At 47.8% G+C, this 20,497-nt stretch carries 17 protein-coding genes and 1 tRNA gene; 8 read left to right on the top strand and 10 right to left on the bottom strand.

Annotated elements, in window-relative coordinates; all coding sequences use genetic code 11:
* Positions 1-167 precede the first annotated feature (167 nt).
* Both ACN08X_RS01705 and ACN08X_RS01700 read left to right on the top strand, forming a co-directional pair.
* Positions 168-1,103, top strand: a complete 936-nt coding sequence (locus ACN08X_RS01705; RefSeq protein WP_419107779.1) for a Sir2 family NAD-dependent protein deacetylase — start codon at positions 168-170, stop codon at positions 1,101-1,103.
* A 270-nt stretch (positions 1,104-1,373) separates the two neighbouring features.
* A complete protein-coding gene (locus ACN08X_RS01700) occupies positions 1,374-1,583 on the top strand; it encodes a DUF3073 domain-containing protein (protein WP_419100997.1) in 210 nt (69 codons plus the stop codon).
* 180 nt (positions 1,584-1,763) lie between these two features.
* Here the strand turns inward: ACN08X_RS01700 and purM are convergent, their stop codons facing one another.
* The 5 genes from purM to ACN08X_RS01675 form a co-directional block, all read right to left on the bottom strand.
* Entirely contained in the window at positions 1,764-2,906 is a 1,143-nt protein-coding gene (purM, locus tag ACN08X_RS01695; protein WP_419107717.1) for a phosphoribosylformylglycinamidine cyclo-ligase, read from the bottom strand.
* Positions 2,896-4,623 (bottom strand): amidophosphoribosyltransferase, encoded by a 1,728-nt coding sequence (gene purF, locus ACN08X_RS01690; RefSeq protein WP_419105874.1) that lies wholly within the window; start codon positions 4,621-4,623, stop codon positions 2,896-2,898. The genes purM and purF overlap by 11 nt, the downstream gene beginning before the upstream one ends.
* A 152-nt stretch (positions 4,624-4,775) precedes the next feature.
* Positions 4,776-5,090, bottom strand: a complete 315-nt coding sequence (locus ACN08X_RS01685) for a hypothetical protein (RefSeq protein WP_419107716.1) — start codon at positions 5,088-5,090, stop codon at positions 4,776-4,778.
* Positions 5,091-5,195: 105 nt separating this feature from the next.
* Positions 5,196-5,588, bottom strand: coding sequence for a sterol carrier family protein (locus tag ACN08X_RS01680; protein WP_419107715.1), 393 nt, complete (start codon positions 5,586-5,588; stop codon positions 5,196-5,198).
* Between the two features lie 9 nt (positions 5,589-5,597).
* Positions 5,598-6,596, bottom strand: coding sequence for an asparaginase (locus ACN08X_RS01675; protein ID WP_419107714.1), 999 nt, complete (start codon positions 6,594-6,596; stop codon positions 5,598-5,600).
* Positions 6,597-6,846: 250 nt separating this feature from the next.
* On the opposite strand from ACN08X_RS01675, the gene purD reads away from it, so the two are divergent.
* Both purD and ACN08X_RS01665 read left to right on the top strand, forming a co-directional pair.
* On the top strand, positions 6,847-8,130 hold the full coding sequence (purD, locus tag ACN08X_RS01670) for a phosphoribosylamine--glycine ligase (RefSeq protein ID WP_419107713.1): 1,284 nt from the start codon (positions 6,847-6,849) through the stop codon (positions 8,128-8,130).
* A gap of 86 nt (positions 8,131-8,216) precedes the next feature.
* On the top strand, positions 8,217-9,149 hold the full coding sequence (locus ACN08X_RS01665) for a phosphoribosylaminoimidazolesuccinocarboxamide synthase (protein ID WP_419100991.1): 933 nt from the start codon (positions 8,217-8,219) through the stop codon (positions 9,147-9,149).
* Positions 9,150-9,235: 86 nt separating this feature from the next.
* Here the strand turns inward: ACN08X_RS01665 and ACN08X_RS01660 are convergent, their stop codons facing one another.
* Positions 9,236-10,006 carry a FadR/GntR family transcriptional regulator gene (locus ACN08X_RS01660; RefSeq protein ID WP_419100990.1) on the bottom strand — a complete coding sequence of 257 codons (771 nt, stop codon included), beginning with the start codon at positions 10,004-10,006 and terminating at the stop codon, positions 9,236-9,238.
* A 114-nt stretch (positions 10,007-10,120) separates the two neighbouring features.
* Positions 10,121-11,806: an L-lactate permease gene (locus ACN08X_RS01655; protein ID WP_419107712.1), complete on the bottom strand. Its 1,686-nt coding sequence runs from the start codon at positions 11,804-11,806 to the stop codon at positions 10,121-10,123.
* A 489-nt stretch (positions 11,807-12,295) separates the two neighbouring features.
* Between ACN08X_RS01655 and ACN08X_RS01650 the strand changes: the two genes are divergently transcribed.
* From ACN08X_RS01650 to ACN08X_RS01640, 3 genes are read left to right on the top strand one after another with little or no spacing between them, the layout of a single operon-like run.
* Positions 12,296-13,096 carry a (Fe-S)-binding protein gene (locus ACN08X_RS01650; protein WP_419107711.1) on the top strand — a complete coding sequence of 267 codons (801 nt, stop codon included), beginning with the start codon at positions 12,296-12,298 and terminating at the stop codon, positions 13,094-13,096.
* 2 nt (positions 13,097-13,098) lie between these two features.
* Positions 13,099-14,733, top strand: a complete 1,635-nt coding sequence (locus ACN08X_RS01645; protein WP_419100987.1) for a LutB/LldF family L-lactate oxidation iron-sulfur protein — start codon at positions 13,099-13,101, stop codon at positions 14,731-14,733.
* Positions 14,733-15,374 carry a LutC/YkgG family protein gene (locus tag ACN08X_RS01640; protein ID WP_419100986.1) on the top strand — a complete coding sequence of 214 codons (642 nt, stop codon included), beginning with the start codon at positions 14,733-14,735 and terminating at the stop codon, positions 15,372-15,374. The genes ACN08X_RS01645 and ACN08X_RS01640 overlap by 1 nt, the downstream gene beginning before the upstream one ends.
* 88 nt (positions 15,375-15,462) lie before the next feature.
* Here ACN08X_RS01640 and ACN08X_RS01635 read toward each other — a convergent pair whose 3' ends face one another.
* A complete protein-coding gene (locus ACN08X_RS01635) occupies positions 15,463-16,851 on the bottom strand; it encodes a cation:proton antiporter (RefSeq protein ID WP_419100985.1) in 1,389 nt (462 codons plus the stop codon).
* Between the two features lie 231 nt (positions 16,852-17,082).
* Between ACN08X_RS01635 and ACN08X_RS01630 the strand changes: the two genes are divergently transcribed.
* Positions 17,083-19,230, top strand: a complete 2,148-nt coding sequence (locus ACN08X_RS01630; protein ID WP_419100984.1) for an MMPL family transporter — start codon at positions 17,083-17,085, stop codon at positions 19,228-19,230.
* Between the two features lie 135 nt (positions 19,231-19,365).
* On the opposite strand, the gene ACN08X_RS01625 is transcribed toward ACN08X_RS01630, so the two are convergent.
* Both ACN08X_RS01625 and ACN08X_RS01620 read right to left on the bottom strand, forming a co-directional pair.
* Positions 19,366-19,439, bottom strand: a tRNA-Pro gene (locus ACN08X_RS01625).
* 107 nt (positions 19,440-19,546) lie between these two features.
* A complete protein-coding gene (locus ACN08X_RS01620) occupies positions 19,547-20,422 on the bottom strand; it encodes a metallophosphoesterase (protein ID WP_419107778.1) in 876 nt (291 codons plus the stop codon).
* Between the last annotated feature and the right edge of the window lie 75 nt (positions 20,423-20,497).

Here is a 20,497-nt window from a genome sequence, read left to right as displayed (position 1 = left end):
CAGATGCCCCTTTCGATGATGTTGCCACCCCGCACGGGGTGGCAACACGTCGTTAAAACCCCACAACAAGAAGAACGAGAACACTCTCACGGCAACGAATACTACCCTGTACCAGAGCCATCCTCGATAATAAGAGAGTGAACTTTGAATCCTCCTCCCGCTCTTCGATGTACAGTTCCAACATTGAGCTCACCAACCACCCCGAAATTGCTCGCGCACATCAATCAGCACTACGCTCCATCGCACGTATCGTTGAAAACGAAATTCCCGCCCACGACACTCAATACGCCCGTGAAGGAATTGAGCATCTATTATACGAAGGACAAGTCCTCGTTCTCACCGGAGCCGGTGTTTCCACAGCCTCAGGAATCCCCGACTACCGCGGAGAAAGCGGTTCTTTGAAAAACCACCGCCCGATGACATACCAAGAATTCCGCTACGACGACGAAGCACGCCAACGATACTGGGCCCGCTCCTACGTAGGCTGGCGCAGAATGAGAAGAGCCGAACCTAACGCAGCACACCACCTACTCACCAAACTTGAAGAGCGCTCGCAACTGGCAGGTATTATCACTCAAAACGTTGATGGATTACACCGGCGTGCAGGATCACGGAACGTTCTCACCCTTCACGGCGACTTAGAGTACGTCGTATGCCTTATCTGCCAAAACCGTGAACACCGTGCCGAACTAGACCTCAGAATTGAAGAGAAAAACCCCGGATACCTAGAACGGTTAGAGGACCAAAATCTTCAAGTAAACCCCGATGGAGATGTGTCGCTTAGCGATGCGTTAATTTCTGACTTTCAGATGGTTGGTTGCACGAACTGCCAACAGACTTTCCTCAAACCTGATGTTGTATATTTTGGCGAGAACGTGCCTGCCCAGCGAAAAGCACGAGCCTGGCAGATGTACCGTGATTGCCGTTCTGTACTTGTTGTGGGCAGTTCCCTAGCGGTGATGAGCGGATATAAATTTGCTCTTGAAGCCCATAAAGACCAGAAGCCTTTAGGAATTATTAATGGTGGGCCAACACGCGCAGATCGCAAAGCAACGTATATGTGGCGTAGTGACGTGGCGGCTGCTCTCGCTCAACTAATGTAGTCGTGCAGACGCTTCATGAGGCTGAGAAGAATCGTAACGATATGTAATCTGAAAAACATTTTTTGAGATTCTATGGAGGGAAATACGGCCCTTTCACGGTTTTAAGAGTAAATATCGTCACTAATTTCCTCTCAAAGGGATACGAATTAAGCACAGCTAATAAAAAACATGTACCCTTAAGCAGGAAAGACTGTAAGAGGATTCCGGGGCTACCTGTGTGCTCACACACTTGGCCCACCGGACACGATGGATAAAAGAGGGGGTCACGCCATGGGGCGCGGCCGTCAAAAGGCTAAAGCAACACGGCAGGCTCGGGAGATGAAATACTACAGCCCCGAGACCGATTACTCTGCGCTCGAACGCGAGCTCAGTGGTGCCAAAAATAACTCATCCAGAAAGTCATCCGGTCATCAATATGATGAGGACGACTACTCAGAATACCTCGACAAGTATTCTGACGATTATGTTGATGAAGACTAATCTTCTCGATTAGTCATTTTGAGACAATAAAAAAGTAGTGTACCCCGAGGGGTACACTACTTTTTTATACGCAAACGCACCTAAAACATCTTGGCGAACGGTACTACTCAGCTACACAATAAAGCTCTTCTTCTCCTCTCATGAGACGAGAAGAAGAGCTTTACTCTTCACCTTGTTGAGCTAAAGATACGTCTTAGACAAAAGAGCAGCGCCACCATCGACGCCCTTAGCTCCTTGAACATAATCCTCGCATGATGAGTAAGAGCCATCATCCTTATGAACCTCACCTAAAATCCAAGAACTTATGCCTTGTTCTGAGGCAGAAGAAACAACCTCATCAGCAACCTGAGATGAAACAACCGCAACCATGCCCACACCCATATTGAGGGTTCTTTCCATATCTGCCAGAGGGACCGAACCAAGACGTTCAACCAAACGGAAAATTGCGGGAACCTCCCATGTTGAACGATCGACTACACCAATCAGACCCTGCGGCAAAACTCGTGCTAGATTAGCAGCCAAACCGCCACCTGTTACATGAGAGAAAGCACGGATACCAGAACCGGTATGTCCGTCTTCACCATTGACAGGGAACTTCTCTAAGAGCTCTAAACATGCTGCGGTGTAGATACGCGTCGGTTCGAGCAATTCTTCACCGAGAGTCCGCCCCAACTCTGGAATATGGCTCTCTAGGGTGAACTCAGAATGCTCTACCACTTTACGTACTAAAGAATAACCATTCGAATGAATCCCCGAAGACGCCATGGCGATGAGAACATCTCCATCCTGAACACGGTCTGGGCCGAGTAATTCATCTGACTCAACAATGCCTGTAGCGGCTCCTGCCACATCGTATTCATGTTCGCCTAACAGGCCAGGATGCTCAGCTGTTTCACCACCTACAAGAGCAGTTTGAGCAAGTGCGCACCCCTCAGCAATGCCGCGAACAATATCTGCAATACGCTCAGGGACAACCTTTCCTGTCGCAATATAATCAGTCATGAACAGAGGTTTAGCTCCGGTGACAACAATATCGTCGACCACCATACCTACAAGATCGTGTCCAATTGTATGGTGAATATCTAAAGCTTGAGCAATAGCAACTTTCGTGCCAACACCATCTGTTGATGTTGCAAGATACGGTGTGCGATAGTCTTTCAACACGCTGAGGTCGAAAAGACCCGCAAAACCACCGACACCCCCTACCACTGCAGAACTATGAGTAGCTTTAACCGCGTCTTTCATTAGTTCAACAGCGCGGTCGCCAGCTTCAACATCTACACCAGCAGAAGCATACGTTATCTGTGAAGAATCAGTGGTCATGGGGGTCTTCCTTTGTCGTTTGTGGATAAATCGTATCTTCGGGCAAGATAAGAGACTCTAATTCCGAATCTGGACCAGGCTCACAGCGTGACGCACACCCACCCACCACGGGGCCTGCTGCTGTAGACGATGAGCCTTGGCGAGTATGAATAGAATATGCCTGAGCATGTTCTGGCTTTTGGGGTACCGGACGTTCTGCGGTCACCTCAGCAATAGAACTAGATAACGGTCCACTAGCACCTGCAACGGTGTCTTGGGCGTCAAAGAGATTCTTTCCAATACGTTCTGGAATCTCAATAGGGTACTTACCCGTAAAACAAGCGGTACATAAGTTTTTACGTTGCTGTTGAGTCGCCGCAATCATGCCATCTTCTGAGATATACCCCAAAGAATCAGCACCTAAAGATTCTCCAATTTCCTCAACACTCATCGTATTAGCAACGAGCTCAGCACGAGAGGCAAAGTCAATACCGTAGAAACACGGCCATTTGACGGGAGGAGAAGAAATTCTCACATGAACCTCTGCCGCACCAGCTTCTTTGAGCATCCGCACTAATGCACGCTGAGTGTTACCTCGCACAATAGAATCGTCAACAACGATGAGTCGTTTACCCTCAACCACCGAACGCAGCGGATTGAGTTTAAGCCTAATACCTAATTGACGAATAGTCTGCGACGGCTGAATAAAGGTACGCCCAACATAAGCATTTTTGACAAGACCATTACCAAAAGGAATACCGGATTCTTCAGCATACCCAATTGCGGCTGGAACCCCTGACTCGGGGGTAGGCATAACCAAATCCGCCTCAACACGATGCTCTCGTGCTAACTGTCTGCCCATCTCTACCCGTGACTCATATACTGAACGAGCATTAATCGTGGTATCTGGCCTCGCTAGATAGACATACTCAAAAACACAACCAGCAGGCTCTGCAGGGGCAAATTGTTCTGACTGAACGCCGTCTTCGGTGATGGTGAGAAACTCTCCAGGAGAAACTTCGCGAACAAAAGCTGCACCGACAATGTCTAGTGCAGCTGTTTCTGAAGCGACAACCCAACCATCATGATGAAGCTTTCCCAAGACAAGGGGACGCACACCTTGTGGATCACGAGCCACATAAAGGGTGTTTTCGTCCATAAAAACAAGGCAGAAAGCTCCCTTGAGGGTAGGTAAGAGTTCCAAAGCGGCCTCTTTGAGGGAGGGGTGCTGATGTTTAGCAAGAAGAGCTGTCACGAGAGCTGTATCTGTGGTGTTTCCTTGTGCTAATTCGCCACGTTCGGGTGTCTCACCACTATTTTTTTCTAAAACTCTGTCGTAGAGTTCGGCAGAGTTTGTAATATTTCCGTTATGCGCTAAAGCTAACGTCCCGTGGGGGGTAGCTCCAAGAGTAGGCTGCGCATTAGCCCAATGTGAGGCTCCAGTGGTGGAATAACGACAATGACCAATTGCCATATGCCCTCGCATAGAGTTGAGGGTGTGCTCATCAAAGACTTGGGATACCAGCCCCATATCTTTATAGACGTTAATTCGTTTTCCATCGCTAGTAGCAATACCAGCAGATTCTTGGCCTCTATGCTGTAGTGCGTATAAGCCGTAGTAGGTGAGTTTTGCTACGTCTTCTCCTGGAGCCCAGACGCCAAAGACTCCGCATTCATCTTTAGGGCCGTGGTCAATAGGGTCGAGATCATGGGTCAGTTTACCGTCGGGACGAACCAATGTTGCCATCTTTTCGAAGGTCGGGGCCGAACAAAAAATAGTGACCTAACCATCTAAGGTGTGTGACGTGTACCAAAGAAGCTAAGACGGTACTAGTTTAGCCTATGGACATCCACTTTCTAGAAAAAATTGAGTATATGTTCGTTTAAGAACTACTCTTCATCTGTTTCAACAGCACGAACCACCTCAGCGTGACGAGCCGTAAACTTATCGATGATAAGAGCAACCGTCAAAGAAATAGCAGTGCAAACGCTCATCGAGCACACGGCAAGGACACCAAAAACGGAAGACCTTGTGTATTCATCACTGCTACCAACAAAAAACGTTAATACGGCGGCAACCAGCAAACCAACAAGAACACCGGTGACTCCAAAAGCAATCAAAGAAGGTGCTCGACGCACCTGAACAAGACGCTCCTGAGGGCGTTGAGAAGAAGAATCTTGAGAATGTGGGGTAGAAGTACTCATCACGTACCATTCTATTCTGGCGCGATACAAAAATAGAAAAATATGACCCTATTACTCTACAAGAAAAACTTAAAACAACCTTGTCAAAGCTTGAGAACCAAACCCCTAAACGCTCTGATATAAAGGCAAAATATCGCGCAAATTAGCACGCACACCAGAAGCGCTTATGTGAGTTTCTTTCTCTTGCCAATCCACTACTCCACAGGCTAAAGCGCACCAAAGATAAGGAGTCATTTCTATAACGTTGGCAGGCGTTCCACGAGTATGACGAGGACCAGCAATACATTGCGTCACACCGAAAGGGGGAACTCTCACCTCAACAGAATTACCTGGAGCTCGACACGCTAACTCCTCCAATAAAAAACGCACCGCACCAGCTCGAACACTGCGCGGTAACTGTTCAAAAGATTTCTCCGGTTCTGGCGACTCAAAAACTCGAAAAATCTCAGAAACATACGCTATTCCCTGTTCTAAAGAAATCTTATGACGGGTGCTCATCTGCTAAGACTAAACCTCCTGCTGTAACGCTGCACCCGGTTCAACAGCTCCAACAACAGTACCAGCGCCCATAATAGGCGAAGTGCACTGCTCTATACCCTGCGCTCGCTGCTGAGCAGTAATGAGTCCAGCTTGTTCTAAAATACTCAACGCAATAACAACTAAAGCACGATGTGAACCGTCAAGAATCTTAATGCATAACGATGAACCATCGCGCAAACCAATAGCTAAAACCCCTTCTGCTCCACCTTTGACAACGGCATCTAAAAGGCCGGACAGTCGAGTATAAGGAGTATCTACACCCTGAAGATACTCAGGGTAATCCACCATGGCGGTAGCTACTGTAGCAACACGAGCATCAGCATGAATATTTTCAATGCCTGCCCCGAGCAAAGAATATCCTCGAGCAAGGGCACGTAAAGACAACGCAGGTAACGGCGCCCCACAACCGTCAACACCTACAGTAGAGATATCCTCTTGGGTGCATTGGCGAATAGTTTCGAGAACACGCTGTTGTAGCGGATGTTCTGGATCAAGATAACGATCAACATCCCACCCATTTTTAACACACGCCCATAAAAAGGCACTATGTTTTCCTGAACAGTTAAACGCTAAACGCTGAGCACCCTTACCAGCCTGAATAAGAGCGTTCAAACTTGGCTGATCTGACGGAAGTACTGAAGGGCATTGGAGTGCACTATCATCAAGCTCTGCTTCGCTGAGGATAGACTGAGCAACCTTCATATGCTCAAAAGAACCAGTATGAGATCCCGAAGCAAGAGCAATCTGAGCGCCCTGTAACTCAGCACCAGCATTCATCGACGCAATCGTCTGAAACGGTTTCAGCGTAGAACGCGGAAAAATAGGGGAGTCAACATCACCGTAAGCAATGCGGGTAGAACCGTCTGAGTTAAGCAAAATAGCAGAACCTATGTGACGGGATTCAACGAATCCGCTACGGCGAATCACTGCAAGTTCTACGGCGTCTTGAGCATGAAAAGTCTGCATACCCTCCAGTATTGCATAATTCTTAGACCCGATGATTAGCCTGCGGTACAGGCTAGAGGACCACTATCCCTAAAAATAGGAGGGACATCTGCGCTATAGGGGAGACCAAAAGATTCATTATATGCTGAGTGAAGGCTGAGAAAAAGTTTCCTGTTTTAATGTCAAGACATAAAACCTCAATACGCCGTAATTCCAGAAAAATAGAGAGATTCTGAGACTAAACTATGAACTTTTCGCGTAGCCTTAGAGAATGAAGGTTTTGGTACTTGGCCCCGGCGGGCGTGAACATGCAATCATCCGCGCACTTCAAAAAGACCCACAAGTAACCCAGGTGTACAGTGCCCCTGGGAACGCTGGAATTGCGCAACAAATCCCCACTTACCCTATCAATGCGCAGAACCCTGCAGAGGTCATTGCGTTAGCACAACAACTCGATATTGACCTCGTCGTCATCGGGCCAGAAGCACCGCTAGTTGCTGGTGTTGCAGACGCTCTACGTCAAGAGAACATCCCCGTATTTGGGCCAGACCAAGAAGCTGCTGCACTCGAAGGCTCAAAAGCCTTCGCAAAAGAAATAATGGCAGAAGCGCAAGTGCCGACAGCACTCGCAAAAATTGCTCACACCATGGAAGAAGCCAGCGAAGCAATCGATTCCTTTGGTCCACCTTACGTCGTCAAAGACGACGGTCTTGCCGCTGGAAAAGGCGTGGTTGTCACTCACCATCGCGAAGAAGCCCTAGCCCATGCCCAAGCCTGTTTCGACGCTGGCTCACACATCGTTGTTGAAGAATACCTTGATGGCCCAGAAGTTTCGCTCTTCGTCATTTCTGATGGTGAACGATGCATCCCCTTAGCCCCAGCACAAGATTTTAAACGCATCTTTGACCAAGACTGCGGTGCAAACACCGGAGGTATGGGCGCTTATAGTCCTCTACCGTGGCTTCCTGAAAATTTTGTTCAGACCGTGATGGAACGCGTTGCACAACCAACCATCACCCATATGAAACATCGTGGAACCCCGTTCATTGGCGTGCTCTATTGCGGTTTAATTATCACCTCTCGTGGCATTCGCGTCATTGAATTCAACGCCCGTTTTGGCGACCCAGAAACACAAGCTGTCCTTGCTCGGTTGAAAACACCGCTAGGGCAGCTTCTTTATTCGGCAGCATGTTCACGTCTAGACGAAAACACCACACTATCTTGGGATTCACGATACGCGGTCGATGTCGTCATGGCAGCAGAAAACTATCCTGACACACCTCGTACCGGTGACGTTATTAACGGACTAGACGACTTTGCTGATGAAGAAGATCTCTACGTTGTTCATGCTGGCACAACCCAACAGGGTCAGGACGTTTTGACCTCTGGCGGCAGAGTTCTTGCCGTCGTTGGACTAGGAGAAGACCTTGCTCAAGCACGAGAGCGAGCCTATGAAGGCGTCCAACGTATTTCTTGGCAAGGTGCCCAATACCGTCAAGATATTGCTTTAGCTGCTGTTCAACAGCAGGTTGCGGTGCCAGAACAATACTTGTAGCTATAGATTTGCTCCTCACAACGATGAGCACACACATTTTTATCCCCCCCCTTTAACTTTGACTCGTTACAACCTATAGGAGCATCATGAACTGGAAAGAGGAGCCTCTTGAGATTCCAGGATGGAGACACGTATATGCCGGAAAAGTTCGAGACTTATATATTCCAGCTGAAGGGCACGATGAAGTCTTTGGGCTGTCTATAAAAGATGATGCCGAACAGCGTGCTGGCTCTGTTCTTGTTGTCGCCTCAGACCGTGTGAGCGCTTTTGACCAAGTGATTCCCACCCTTATCCCTGATAAAGGAAAGATACTCACTCAGCTTTCATTATGGTGGTTTAGTGAACTTGAGGAAGTCCCTCATCACGTTCTGTCTACCGACGTGCCTGAGATTGTTGCTGGACGAGCCATGATTTGTAAATCTTTGAATATGTTCCCTGTAGAGTGTATTGCTCGAGGATACCTCACTGGTTCTGGACTCAAAACATATCAGGAGACCGGTACCATCGGCGATACCGTGCTACCTGAGGGACTAGTAGACGGATCTCCCCTAACTCCTGCTGTTTTTACTCCCACCGGCAAAGCCGAAATTGGCGAACATGACGAACTAATTACGCGTCAAGAATTGCATGAAGAAATTGGTGAGCCTATGGCCGATAGGCTCGAAGAACTGACCTTATCGATATATTCTCACGCCGAAAAAATTGCTCGTGAACGCGGTATTATCATTGCCGATACGAAACTTGAATTTGGATTAGATTCTTATCGTGGAGCTGTCACTCTTGGAGACGAGGTGCTTACGCCTGATTCTTCTCGTTTCTGGGATGCTGAAAAATATCAGCCAGGACAGAAACAGCCTAGTTTTGATAAACAATTTATTCGCGATTGGCTTATGTCTGACGCGTCAGGGTGGAATGGGCAAGGCGCTGTTCCTGCCTTACCTGATGAGATTGTTGAAAAAACTCGGGAACGTTATATCGAAGCGTACGAGCGTCTAACGCAAACGAAATTTACCGCATAGCGCTTGGGGCTATGCGGCCAACATCAAAAGATTGAGATAGACGCTGGGTATGACCGTCATCGGTCATACCCAGCGTCTATGCGTTGTTATTCTACGAACTTGTCGGGGGTTACCCCGTCACGAATTTTCTCGTGGTATTCGCGATGTTTTTGAGCTTCATCCGAAAGCGCGTAGAACCATGTAATATGTTCCGCTACACTTTGCTGGGCTGTGTCTGGGTCTTGGGCAAGGATAGAGTCATAGATTTTTCGATGCTGTTTTTGCAGCTCTTTTTTGACGTTTTCCCAGTCCTGTAAGTAGGGTACAGCTTCTTCGACATAACCTACCGTTGCTAAATGAAGTGAGTCAATAACAGTTTCTAGAGCAAGATTCTCACTGAGCGTAGAGATTTCGTAGTGGAAACGTGTATCACAAAAATGAAAACGTTCATTACTAATGTTTTCAAAGTCCATCTCATCAAGATAGCTTTTGGCTCGTTGTAAGGCTTGGGAACGTTTAACAGTCTCTTCACCATTTGCTGCAATACGTGCGGCATGGCCTTCTAAAAGAATACGTGTTGTCACAACGTCGGATACGGGAAGCGTCTTGGTAGCAATATGCATCCGAATAGCCCAGCTTAACGCATCCGAAGGCTCTGACACTACGATAGCTCCAGATTTTGGACCTGAACCGGTCTGTGAGCGGATGAGACCTACAGCACCAAGAACTTGTAGTCCTTCGCGTACGGAGGCACGAGAAATACCATATTGTTCGGCGAGAGCTCGTTCCCCGGGTAGTCTATCGCCTACGCGTAATTGTCCACGGCGAAGTTTTGTTTCTATAGAGTCGATGAGAACGCTAAAGGTTCTTTCTTTCACAGTTCCTCTTTGATATGGCGGAATGATAGAAAACGGTGGCGGCACCTCAGCCGAAGTTGAGATACCGCCACCGTAAGTAACACACTTTTAGGTGAGACAACCTTAGGGCGTATCTTAGTGGTGAATTTCGATTAGGAAGTGCAAAATATTGGTTTGCAAGAAGACTAAGGTACAGACGGTAACCAACATGGCGACGGACCATGGAAGAACTGACTTGAAGATCTCGGACTCTTTGCCTTCCATATCCACAGAAGTTGCTGCAATAGCCAAAGACTGTGGGGAAATCATCTTGCCAACAACACCACCGCTGGTGTTAGCCGCAAGCAATAGTTCAGGTGTCACACCGGTGATACCTTGATGGGCGAGATTATTTGCTGCCGCAACCTGTAGCTTGGAGAAGAGCGCGTTTGCCGAAGTGTCAGAACCAGTAACAGCAGTTCCAATCCAGCCGAGGGAAGGAGCGAGGAACGCGTAGATTGGTCCGAGTCCTGCAACGAATGCACCCATTGCAACGGTCTGACCGGAGAAGTTCATAACGTATGCTAGCGCCAGAACAGTAACGATGGTCAATGCGGAGAAACGCATGCGGTATGCGGTAATACCAATTTCTTTGACAACATCGCCGAAGCTGAGAGCATAGCGGTTATTTTCGTTGAAGACCATGTACAAGACAGCAACGATGAGACCCGCAAAGAGTAGGAAGCTACCAGGGTTATTCAACCATGCGAAAGAGTATGCGGACTTGACGTGTTCGCCAGCTGAATTAACAAGGCGGTCTTCAAGTAGTGGCATCTTAATAACGAGGTTGGTGCTCTTGAGCCATGTAACAACGGGGGTTGCCAAGTTTGCAATGCCGAAGACGAGAACAACAACTGCGTAAGGCATAAGTGCCATCCAGACACGCATTCCAGTAAGTTCGGATTTTGCGTTTTCTTCTAGCGGAGGTAGTCCGTAACGTTCACGAACGCCTGCGATACCTCGAGGCTTCCATACGCGCAAGAAGGCAACTGCTACACCGAGCGAAACGATACATGCAACAACGTCGGTGAGCTGGTAGACGAAGTAGGTTGCGGTGAGCCACTGTGCAACACCGAAAGAGAAGCCGATAACAACTGCAGGAACCCAAGCATCTTTAACGCCCTTGACGCCGTCAAGGATGAAAAGAAGGATGAGCGGAACGAAGAATGCGAGGAAAGGTGCTTGGTGACCAACGATTGCACCAATAACGGTTGCGTCTTTGCCACCAACTTCACCTGCGGTGGTGATGGGGATAGCTACCGCACCGAATGCTACAGGAGCGGTATTTGCAATGAGTACGGTGACAGCTGCTTTGAGTGGTTTAACACCCAATGCAAGAATCATTGTTGCGGTGATAGCAACAGGAGCGCCGAAGCCTGCAAGTGCTTCGAGTAGGCCGCCGAAGCAGAACGCGATGAGGATGGCCTGGATACGTAGGTCGCCTCCACCAATAGCGTCGAAGGTGCGACGGAGGTCTTCAAAACGACCAGAGAGAACAGTAATTTGGTAGAACCAAATTGCCATGAGGATAACCCAGACGATGGGGAATGCGCCGTAGAGTCCACCACGAAGTGCTGACATGAAGGCGAGGTCGGCAGGCATGCCGAATCCGATAACTGCGACGATGATAGCGACACCGAGGGATGTAAGGCCGGCAATATGTGCGCGGGCTTTGACACCGAGAAGCATGATGAAGAACGCGAGAAGCGGTAGGCATGCTACGAGTGCTGAGAGTCCCAGGCTGCCACCGACTGCGTCGGTTTGTGCAAACCAAGTATTCATAGCTCTCCTTTATAGAACTAAGAAAACCGCTGGTAAGCGGTTTGACGTGTGATGTAAAAATATGTGGTCTGACCACTAGAATGTTATAACCCTACATGAGGCGTATCACCATTGCAAAACTATTGTGAATTCAACCCCACTTCGTGTTTTTGAGGGATTATGTGTATTTGTGTGGGAAGTGCCTGTGTCTTGCAAAAATAACGAGATTCCGTGCAAGAAAAAAGAGGAGAGTTCAAGAAAAATATCCTCAAACACCTCAAAAATGTGTTCTGTATTGCCGTGAAACATTGTTGATGTAATTTGAAAAATCCTCACAAAAGAGGTATTTAGTCATAAAAAAATGCGCTAATCAAAATGGTTCGACGTACTAAAACTCGTGTTAAATGAAAGATAAGAATATACACGCGCTATCTCTTTCAAACTCAAGGGTTCTATTTTTTGGGTGCGAACCACGAATGAGTCTGTAGCGCACCATCTAAGGAGAAAGCTATGCGAATTGCACTATTCTCAACATGCCTTGTTGACGGCATGTACCCACGCACGGCGCAGGCTACCGTGGAAATCTTAGAACGCTTAGGGCACGAGGTCGTCTACCCTCAAGGCCAGACCTGCTGCTCCCAAATGCACGTTAACTCTGGATATTTCGACGACGCATATCCAGTAGTTAAAGCGCACGTCAACGCATTCGACTCCTGGGACTTCGACGTTGCCGTTGCACCCTCTGGATCATGCGTTGCATCTCTAGGACACCAACAACCCATGATCGCTCGTAAAGCAGGAGACGAAGAACTCGCTCGACGCGCAGAAACTATTGCCGCTCGCACCTTCGAACTATCCTTACTGCTCATCGACGTTCTTGGTATCACCAACGCTGCAGAACAACTTAACTCATACTTCCCAGAACACGTCACCTACCACAACTCCTGCCACGGCATGCGCCTACTCAAACTCGGCACCCGCCAAGCCGACCTCTTACGCACCGTCGGCGGAATTGAATACACCGAAATCGAAGGCCTCGACCAGTGCTGCGGCTTCGGAGGAACCTTCTCCTTCAAAAATGCAGATACCTCAGGTGCTATGGTCTCCGACAAAGCAGACAACATCGAAAAAACCGGCGCAAACATCTGCACCGGCGGAGACGTATCGTGCCTGATGAATATTGGTGGTGCACTCAGCCGAAAAGGCTCACACGTCAAAACCGTACACTTCGCCGAAATTCTTGCATCCACTAAAGAAAACCCGCTGAAAGTCTCTGGCCCCGTAGAACTAGCAGCCGCAGGAGGTAAATAATTATGACAGCAGTATCACTAGGCATGCCTCGTGTGTATCACGGTGAAGGAAACATTTTCGAGTTCGAAGAATTCCCAAAATACGCGGCAAAAGAACTTACCAACGAGCAACTTCGCGCAAACCTCGGATTTGCAACCCACAAAATCCGTAATAAGCGTGCCGACGTTATTAACGAATTACCAGACTGGCAAGACCTCCGCACCGCCGGATCAATGATTAAACAACGTGTTCTTGCGAACCTGCCAGAATACCTAGAAATGTTCGAAAAGAACTTCACCGCAGCCGGCGGACACGTCCACTGGGCACGTAACGCCAGTGAAGCAAACCAAATTGCCTATGACCTCATCAAAGCCGAAGGCGTAGACGAAATCATCAAGATTAAATCTATGGCAACTGCAGAGATGGGCCTCAATGAATTTCTTGAAGAAAAAGGCATCAACGCCATCGAAACTGACCTGGCAGAAGAAATCGTGCAGCTGGCAGAAGACCGCCCCTCACATATTCTTGTTCCAGCAATTCACTTCAACCGAACCCAAATTCGTGACATCTTCAAACGAAAAATTGAAGGCGTCAAAGTAGACCTCTCTGATAACCCCGCAGAACTAGCAGAAGCCTCCCGCATTCGCCTTCGTGATAAATTCTTGAACACTAAGGTGGCAGTATCCGGCGCAAACTTCGGTATTGCCGACACCGGCACCTTAACCATCGTCGAATCTGAAGGTAACGGACGTATGTGTCTGACCCTTCCCGATACTCTCATCACCTTCATGGGTATCGAAAAGATTCTTCCAACCTTCAGCGACTACGAGGTGTTCTTACAGCTCTTGCCACGTTCCTCAACCGGTGAGCGCATGAACCCCTACACCTCCATGTGGACCGGTGTAACACCCGGTGACGGACCCCAAAACATGCACGTCATCCTTATCGATAACGGACGAACAGCAGTCCTCAACGATGAAGTTGGCCGTCAAGCACTACACTGCATCCGTTGTTCAGCATGTATGAACGTTTGCCCCGTCTACGAACGTGCCGGCGGACACGCATACGGCTCAACCTACCCCGGCCCCATCGGTGCAATTCTTTCACCACAGCTCGGCGGTATCGAAAATGAGTACAACTCCTCACTACCGTTTGCATCCTCCCTCTGCGGAGCATGCTACGAAGCCTGCCCCGTCAAGATTAATATTCCTGACGTGCTCGTTCACCTACGAGGTAAAGCCGTCGACTTCGAAAAAGCACAAGGCGACTTCAAAGGTGGCAAGAAGCATCCTCACCCACAGATGGACGCTATGATGTTTGGCGCTAAAGTACTCTTTAGCTCCGGCAAATTGATGTCTTTGGCTGAAAAGGGTCTGCCCATGTCCCGTATTATCACCGGACGAGACCACAAGATTTCTAAACTTCCCGGTCTTGTCGGCGGATGGACAAAATACCGTGACATTCCAGAACCTCCCAAACAGTCCTTCCGCAACTGGTGGAAGAAAGAACGCGGCGCTGCTGCTGAACGTGTGGGCGGAGAACGCGTAGACATTCAAGCGCTCATAGAGGCTAACCGTGGCAAGGTCGAAGAAGTAAAAGCTAATGCGCGAGCAGCAGGAGAAGCTCAAGCTGCGCGCCACGCAAAGGAGAGCGAATAATGAGCACCGCTAAAGAAGATATCCTCGCCCGTATTCGTGCCTCACTTTCTGATAACCCTCAGCCAGCTGAGCCAATCCGCAACTATCGTCGAGTCAGTGAACTGAGCAAAGAAGACACCATCGAAATGCTCGTTGACCGTCTCATCGACTATAAAGCGAATGTTTACCACGAAACAGAAGAGAGCATCGTTGACCGTATCGACCAGCTTCTAGAAAAAGCTTCCCGTTACGTGGTGCCTACCGGTATCAACACGAACTGGCTTCCCGAAGATACCGCTACTCGCTCTCGCGTTTTCGACGCCGGTAACATTCAAAAAGCGGGGACGCTCTCGCTCAAAGAGCTTGACCGTATTGACGCAGTGGTGACTAACTCTACTGTTTCATGTGCGGAAACAGGAACAATCTTCTTGAACACGAATCCTGATGAAGGACGACGAGCTATTACGCTTGTTCCCGACCACCATATTTGTGTTGTTAAAGAGGACACCATCGTAGAACTCATTCCAGAAGCTATCGCACGAGTCTCCTATAAACGTCCTATTACGATGATTTCTGGACCTTCAGCGACCTCAGATATTGAGTTGATTCGTGTTGAAGGTGTGCACGGGCCACGAACCCTGGACGTTATTATCCTCAAATAATTGAGGTGAAATACCAACTCATTAAACATATTGGGTGGTTTCCCACGAGTCCGTGGGAAACCACCCAATGCTTTTAAACCTAAAAGATTTAGGACTCTACAGGTTTCTTCGTTGGATCGATACCGCGACCGTCAGGACCTTGAGAAATTACCGGCAACGAACTGGTTGATAATTGTGAGGACTGATGACGTTGACGCTTCTTCTCGGTAATCTTATCTTTTGTGGTTTTCTCTTCGATAACAGCGTCTTTATTGCGGAAAATTGCGTCTAAACCAGAAGCTAAGAGTGGGAAAATCAAAATTGTTAAAGCTCCACCGCCGACTAATAGTGAAGCTGCTGATTCTGTGATGAGCTCATGAGAAAGTGCCACTTCAGTTACCGCAACAATCATCGGTAAACCAGCTGCAGCGTACAAACCAAGCTGAACCTTCTCATTGAGCGTTTGTAGCCCAGAACCGGTGTCGAAGAATCGTTCAGCAAGGAACACCGGTAGTCCACGAAGAATAAGTAACGCCAGTACAAAGAGGATTAGAGCTACCGGAGATTTCGCGATGCTCTTAAGATCAATTCCCATGCCAGAGCAAATGAAGAAGAGCGGAATTAAGAAGCTAAAGCCGAGAACATCGAGACGTTCAGAAAAGGGCTCAAACGCATATTCGGGAGTGAGCGAGCGTAAAATAATACCGGCAGCGAAGGCGCCTAAGACAACGTCAAGGTTAAAGACCGCTGCAAACATCATGAGAGTTGAAAGAATCAACATTGCAAGACGTAGCATTGTCTGGGTTGTTTGGTTTGCTCCGGCAGCCATGGTGCGCCCTAGCCCAGGGATATGGGCAAAAGCGCGGCGAGGTAGAATCGCTGTAATAAGAGCAATGAGTAAGAACCCAAGAAGAATGAGGACAGCGAAACCTTTAGAATGAGTCGATAACAAAATTGACATCGCAAAAACTGGCATGACTTCACCTAATGCGCCGTGCACCATAATAGCGTCGCCAAGTTTTGTACCAGTTTTCCCGTTGGCTCGGACCATGGGCAAAATCGTGCCAAGAGCGGTAGAACTCATGGCAATTGCAAACACCGCAATATGGTCGAGCCCGTTGCGGAACTCAGAGAAAAAGTTTGCAGATGCTAAGAGCGCAAGAGTAAAACACACCGCCCAAGTGCCTAAAGCAAAGCCTCCTTGACGAGAGTGCATCGCTTTTGTATTGACTTCATAACCTGCGATGAGGAACAGGATTCCGAGCCCAAGTTCTTTGATGAGTTCAACACCGTTATCGGTGTCTGCCAGATGCAAAACGTTAGGTCCGATGATTGCTCCGAGCAAAAGGAGAATCACGACGTCAGGAATTTTCTTCTTGGTTAGAGCAGAAAGAAGAGGAGACAGCATTGCCACAAGTGCAATCCAAAAAATGGAGATGTATGCATTTGCCGTTTCACTGCTGGCATTGGCAATAATCAGGTGTTCGACAGAACCCATACGCGCTATTCCTTAGCATATAAAATGTGTACATGACTTTTCTTTATAAGTCTGACATAGTGGGAATCTAAAGATAGTAACAATACTTGATGAAAGGTGCTTTGTAAGGAATCCCACGGAGAATACTAAGACGTACATAACGTGTTAGATACTCCCTATTTTCACTTTTTCACAGACAAATCTATTAAAATTTTACAGATGTATTGATGTCCCTTATTTAAGATTGAGTGTATGTCCCCTAAACATTTTTCTTCTTCTCAAGCAACAACTCCATGGTGGCGACTAGCTCTCATGGCGGTGCTTATCGTCTTTTGGGCAGCCTTAACCGTTATTGGAGGTTCACTCTTTGGAAGAATCTCTGACCTTGCAATCAACGCACCTCAACCGATACTTGCTTCATCAGTTGAGTCCTCACATGTTGCTCAAGAGAGAGGAGAGTTCTATGTCAAGGACTATACTCCTGCGATCATTGTCTTTTCCTCAGGAAAACCTTTTCAAGACATTGACTACGCTTATTTAGAAGGAATACCTCAATACCTTCGTGACCAAGGGCTAGACATTAAAAATCTGCACTCTTTGGAATACTCAAAGGACCAAGAAGTCGCAAAGATAACAATTCCAATTGCTAAAGACCAAGACCTTCGCCGAAGTATCCATAAAATTCAAGGAGCTATTGCCAATCCGCCTGGAAATATCCAAGGGTATGTGACTGGTCCAGCAGCTTTTACCGTAGACCTCTCAGACTCACTAGAGTCTATGAACATCACCTTCATGATGTACGCGGTTGCCGTCGTGCTCATCTTACTAGCAATAATTTTTCGCTCACTTCTTGTGTCTTTAACAGTGATGATTAGCACCGTAGCTGCTCTTTGTGCTTCTCTGTTGACGCTATGGGTTCTTGCAGACCACGGAGTCATCTACATCCAAGCTCCTACTCAAGGTACTCTACTCGTTCTTGTTTTTACCGCGTCAATGACCTATTCACTGCTATATTTGTGGCGTTACTGTGAAGAACGTAAACGTCACCGTTCTCTTGCAAGAGCTGCCCAACAGGCTTTCTCTCGTACCTGGCGTCCTATCCTTATCGCTGGTGGCACATCAACTATTGCCTTGTTATGCCTATCCTTCTCTCAAACACAAGCAACAAAAGCTCTCGGTATCACCGGCAGCATCGGTATGCTCTTTGCAACACTTGCCTCATTAAGCTTTCTTCAGGCAATGCTTGCCCTACTTACACGGTTCTCTTTTCTTCCCCCAAAGACACCACAACGGCCAACGCTCATGGGAAAGCCCCAACGCTTACGAGAAAAACTCATCCAACAGATACACCATGCGCCCCGTAAAATGTGGTTAGCGGTTGCACTGCCGATTCTCATTCTTTCTACCCTAGCAATTAGCTTTCCCTCGATGGGTACTGCCGAAAACCAGAAAGTAACAGGAACTTCTCAAGCTCGTATTGGGCAAGAAATTTACCAGAACCATTTTGAGATGCCCATGACACCGCTAGCTCAAGTGATCGTCTCAGAAAAGGACCTCAAGAAAACGGTAGAAACTCTCACCAGCGTTCAAGGAGTAGAGAGCATTACCTCCCCTTCCCGTACGTCAACAACAGGGCAAGTTCTCTTATCAGAAAACGGGAAAATTAAAGAACACATCTCATCTGAGCCGGCACCTTACGTTTCTCATAAGAAAGTTTTTCTGAACGTATACTTACACTATTTCGCAGACACCCCAGAGGCCTTAGCTAGCGTCAAAGAAATACGTCAAAAACTTCGCAATAATATCGATACCACCGCAGTAGTCGGTGGTGAAATCGCAAAAGAACTCGACGTAAAAATAAGTGCGCAGCAGGATAAACAAATGATCATTCCGCTTATGCTGGCTGTGATGTTTCTGGTGCTCTTTATTACCTTAAGAGCAGTCGTTCCTGCCCTTTTAATGGTTGTTATCACTGCTATTTCTTATGCTGCTAGCCTCGGACTATCTTCACCACTGTGCCAGCTCCTGTGGTCAGGTGCTGGAGCAGACCCCAACGTCAGCCTTTACGGATTCATCGTCTTGATGGTTCTTTCCCTCAGCTACAACGTCTTTTTCTTTATGCGTGTTCGAGAAGAAACCATTCGCCACGGTTGGGACGAAGGGAACCGAAATGCGCTAAGAATGATGATTCCAGTCTTGCTCTCAAGCGGCGTAATACTTCTTTCGGTATTCATCTATCTGCTTGCAATTTCACTAACATTCCTAGCACAACTAGCATGTATCCTTAGCTGTGCAGTGGCTATCCAAGCTCTCTTAATCCATATGATCTTGATACCAGCTAGTTATGTTGAACTAGGAGAGAAGCTCTGGTGGCCAGCAAAAACCCCAGAACTGGAGTAATGAGCTGATACTTTCTCACCCAATATCAAAATAGGGTACGCAAAAGGCTCTCAGAACTTTCTGAGAGCCTTTTATCTACCCGTTGCATCTAAAATACAGCTAAATATTATTTTTTTATCTTCATTATCAGTAGAGTCGGGATGACAGGATTTGAACCTGCGACCTCGTCGTCCCGAACGACGCGCGCTACCAAGCTGCGCCACATCCCGCTAGCTTTAAGAGATAACCCCTCAAGCAACTGTTCAATGATAGCTGATAGAAGATACCAGAGCAACCAGAAACAAACACACCACCTTGGTCTCCACGGTTATACGAGCTATGAACCTGCCGTGAGCGTTACAAGAACCGCCTCCGGTGGGCAAAAAAGTCGCACTGGCGCGAAACGAGAAGTCCCAAGACCGGCAGAGACATGAACAGGAACATCATCTTCCAAACTCACACCCTTAGCGCGAGATGGTGGTAAATCACAGTTCGATACAAGAGCACGCCCACCTGGAAGGCAAACCTGACCACCATGAGTATGTCCCGCAAAAATTGCTTGAGCCCCATCATCAACAAAACGTCTAAGCGTCCGTAAATACGGTGCATGACACACACCCAAACGCACTGATGGAGTATCATCCGTAGAAAAAGCGTTGGGGGAGAACCCTGGGTGCTCATCATAACCAATATGTGGGTCGTCTACGCCCGAAAACTCTAGACGTAGCTTCTCAAAGTTCATCACATCAAAACGATTGATGAGACCAACCCAGCCACGCTCCTCAAAAGCCTCATGCATCTGCTCTGTCGGAAGTTTAACGCGAGCATCATCAATGCCTTCATCTGCGGTGCTTTGCTTCCACAAATAGCGTGCAGGGTTTTTCATTATCGGCGCATAATAACAATTAGAGCCGGGTACAAACACACCTGGAATATCCAGCAAAGGATCAAGTGCCTCTAAAAGACTTGGCAACCCCTGAAGATGAGACAGATTATCCCCAGTATTAATCACCAAATCAGGTTCTAGCTCAGCCAAAGAATGCATGAAACGAATCTTTTTCTGCTGCCCCGGAATCATATGCATATCCGAAATATGCAGAATACTAAAGTCCTGAGCACCTTCAGATAATACCGGAAGTTTCTCACTGCGAACCGTGAAATGGTTGAGCTCATAAAAATGGGCATAAGCCACAGTGGCGGCTCCTGCCACCATTCCGGCAGCCGTTACTCGTGCAAGAGAACGGGCTACAGAACGGGAAGAAACCGCCACAGTGTTGGTAGTTACCAT

It is taken from the genome of Rothia sp. P6271 (assembly GCF_048512995.1).
Classification (GTDB): Bacteria; Actinomycetota; Actinomycetes; order Actinomycetales; family Micrococcaceae; genus Rothia.
The sequence above is the reverse complement of the archived record's forward strand: the minus strand, read 5'-3'. Positions and strand labels throughout refer to the sequence as shown.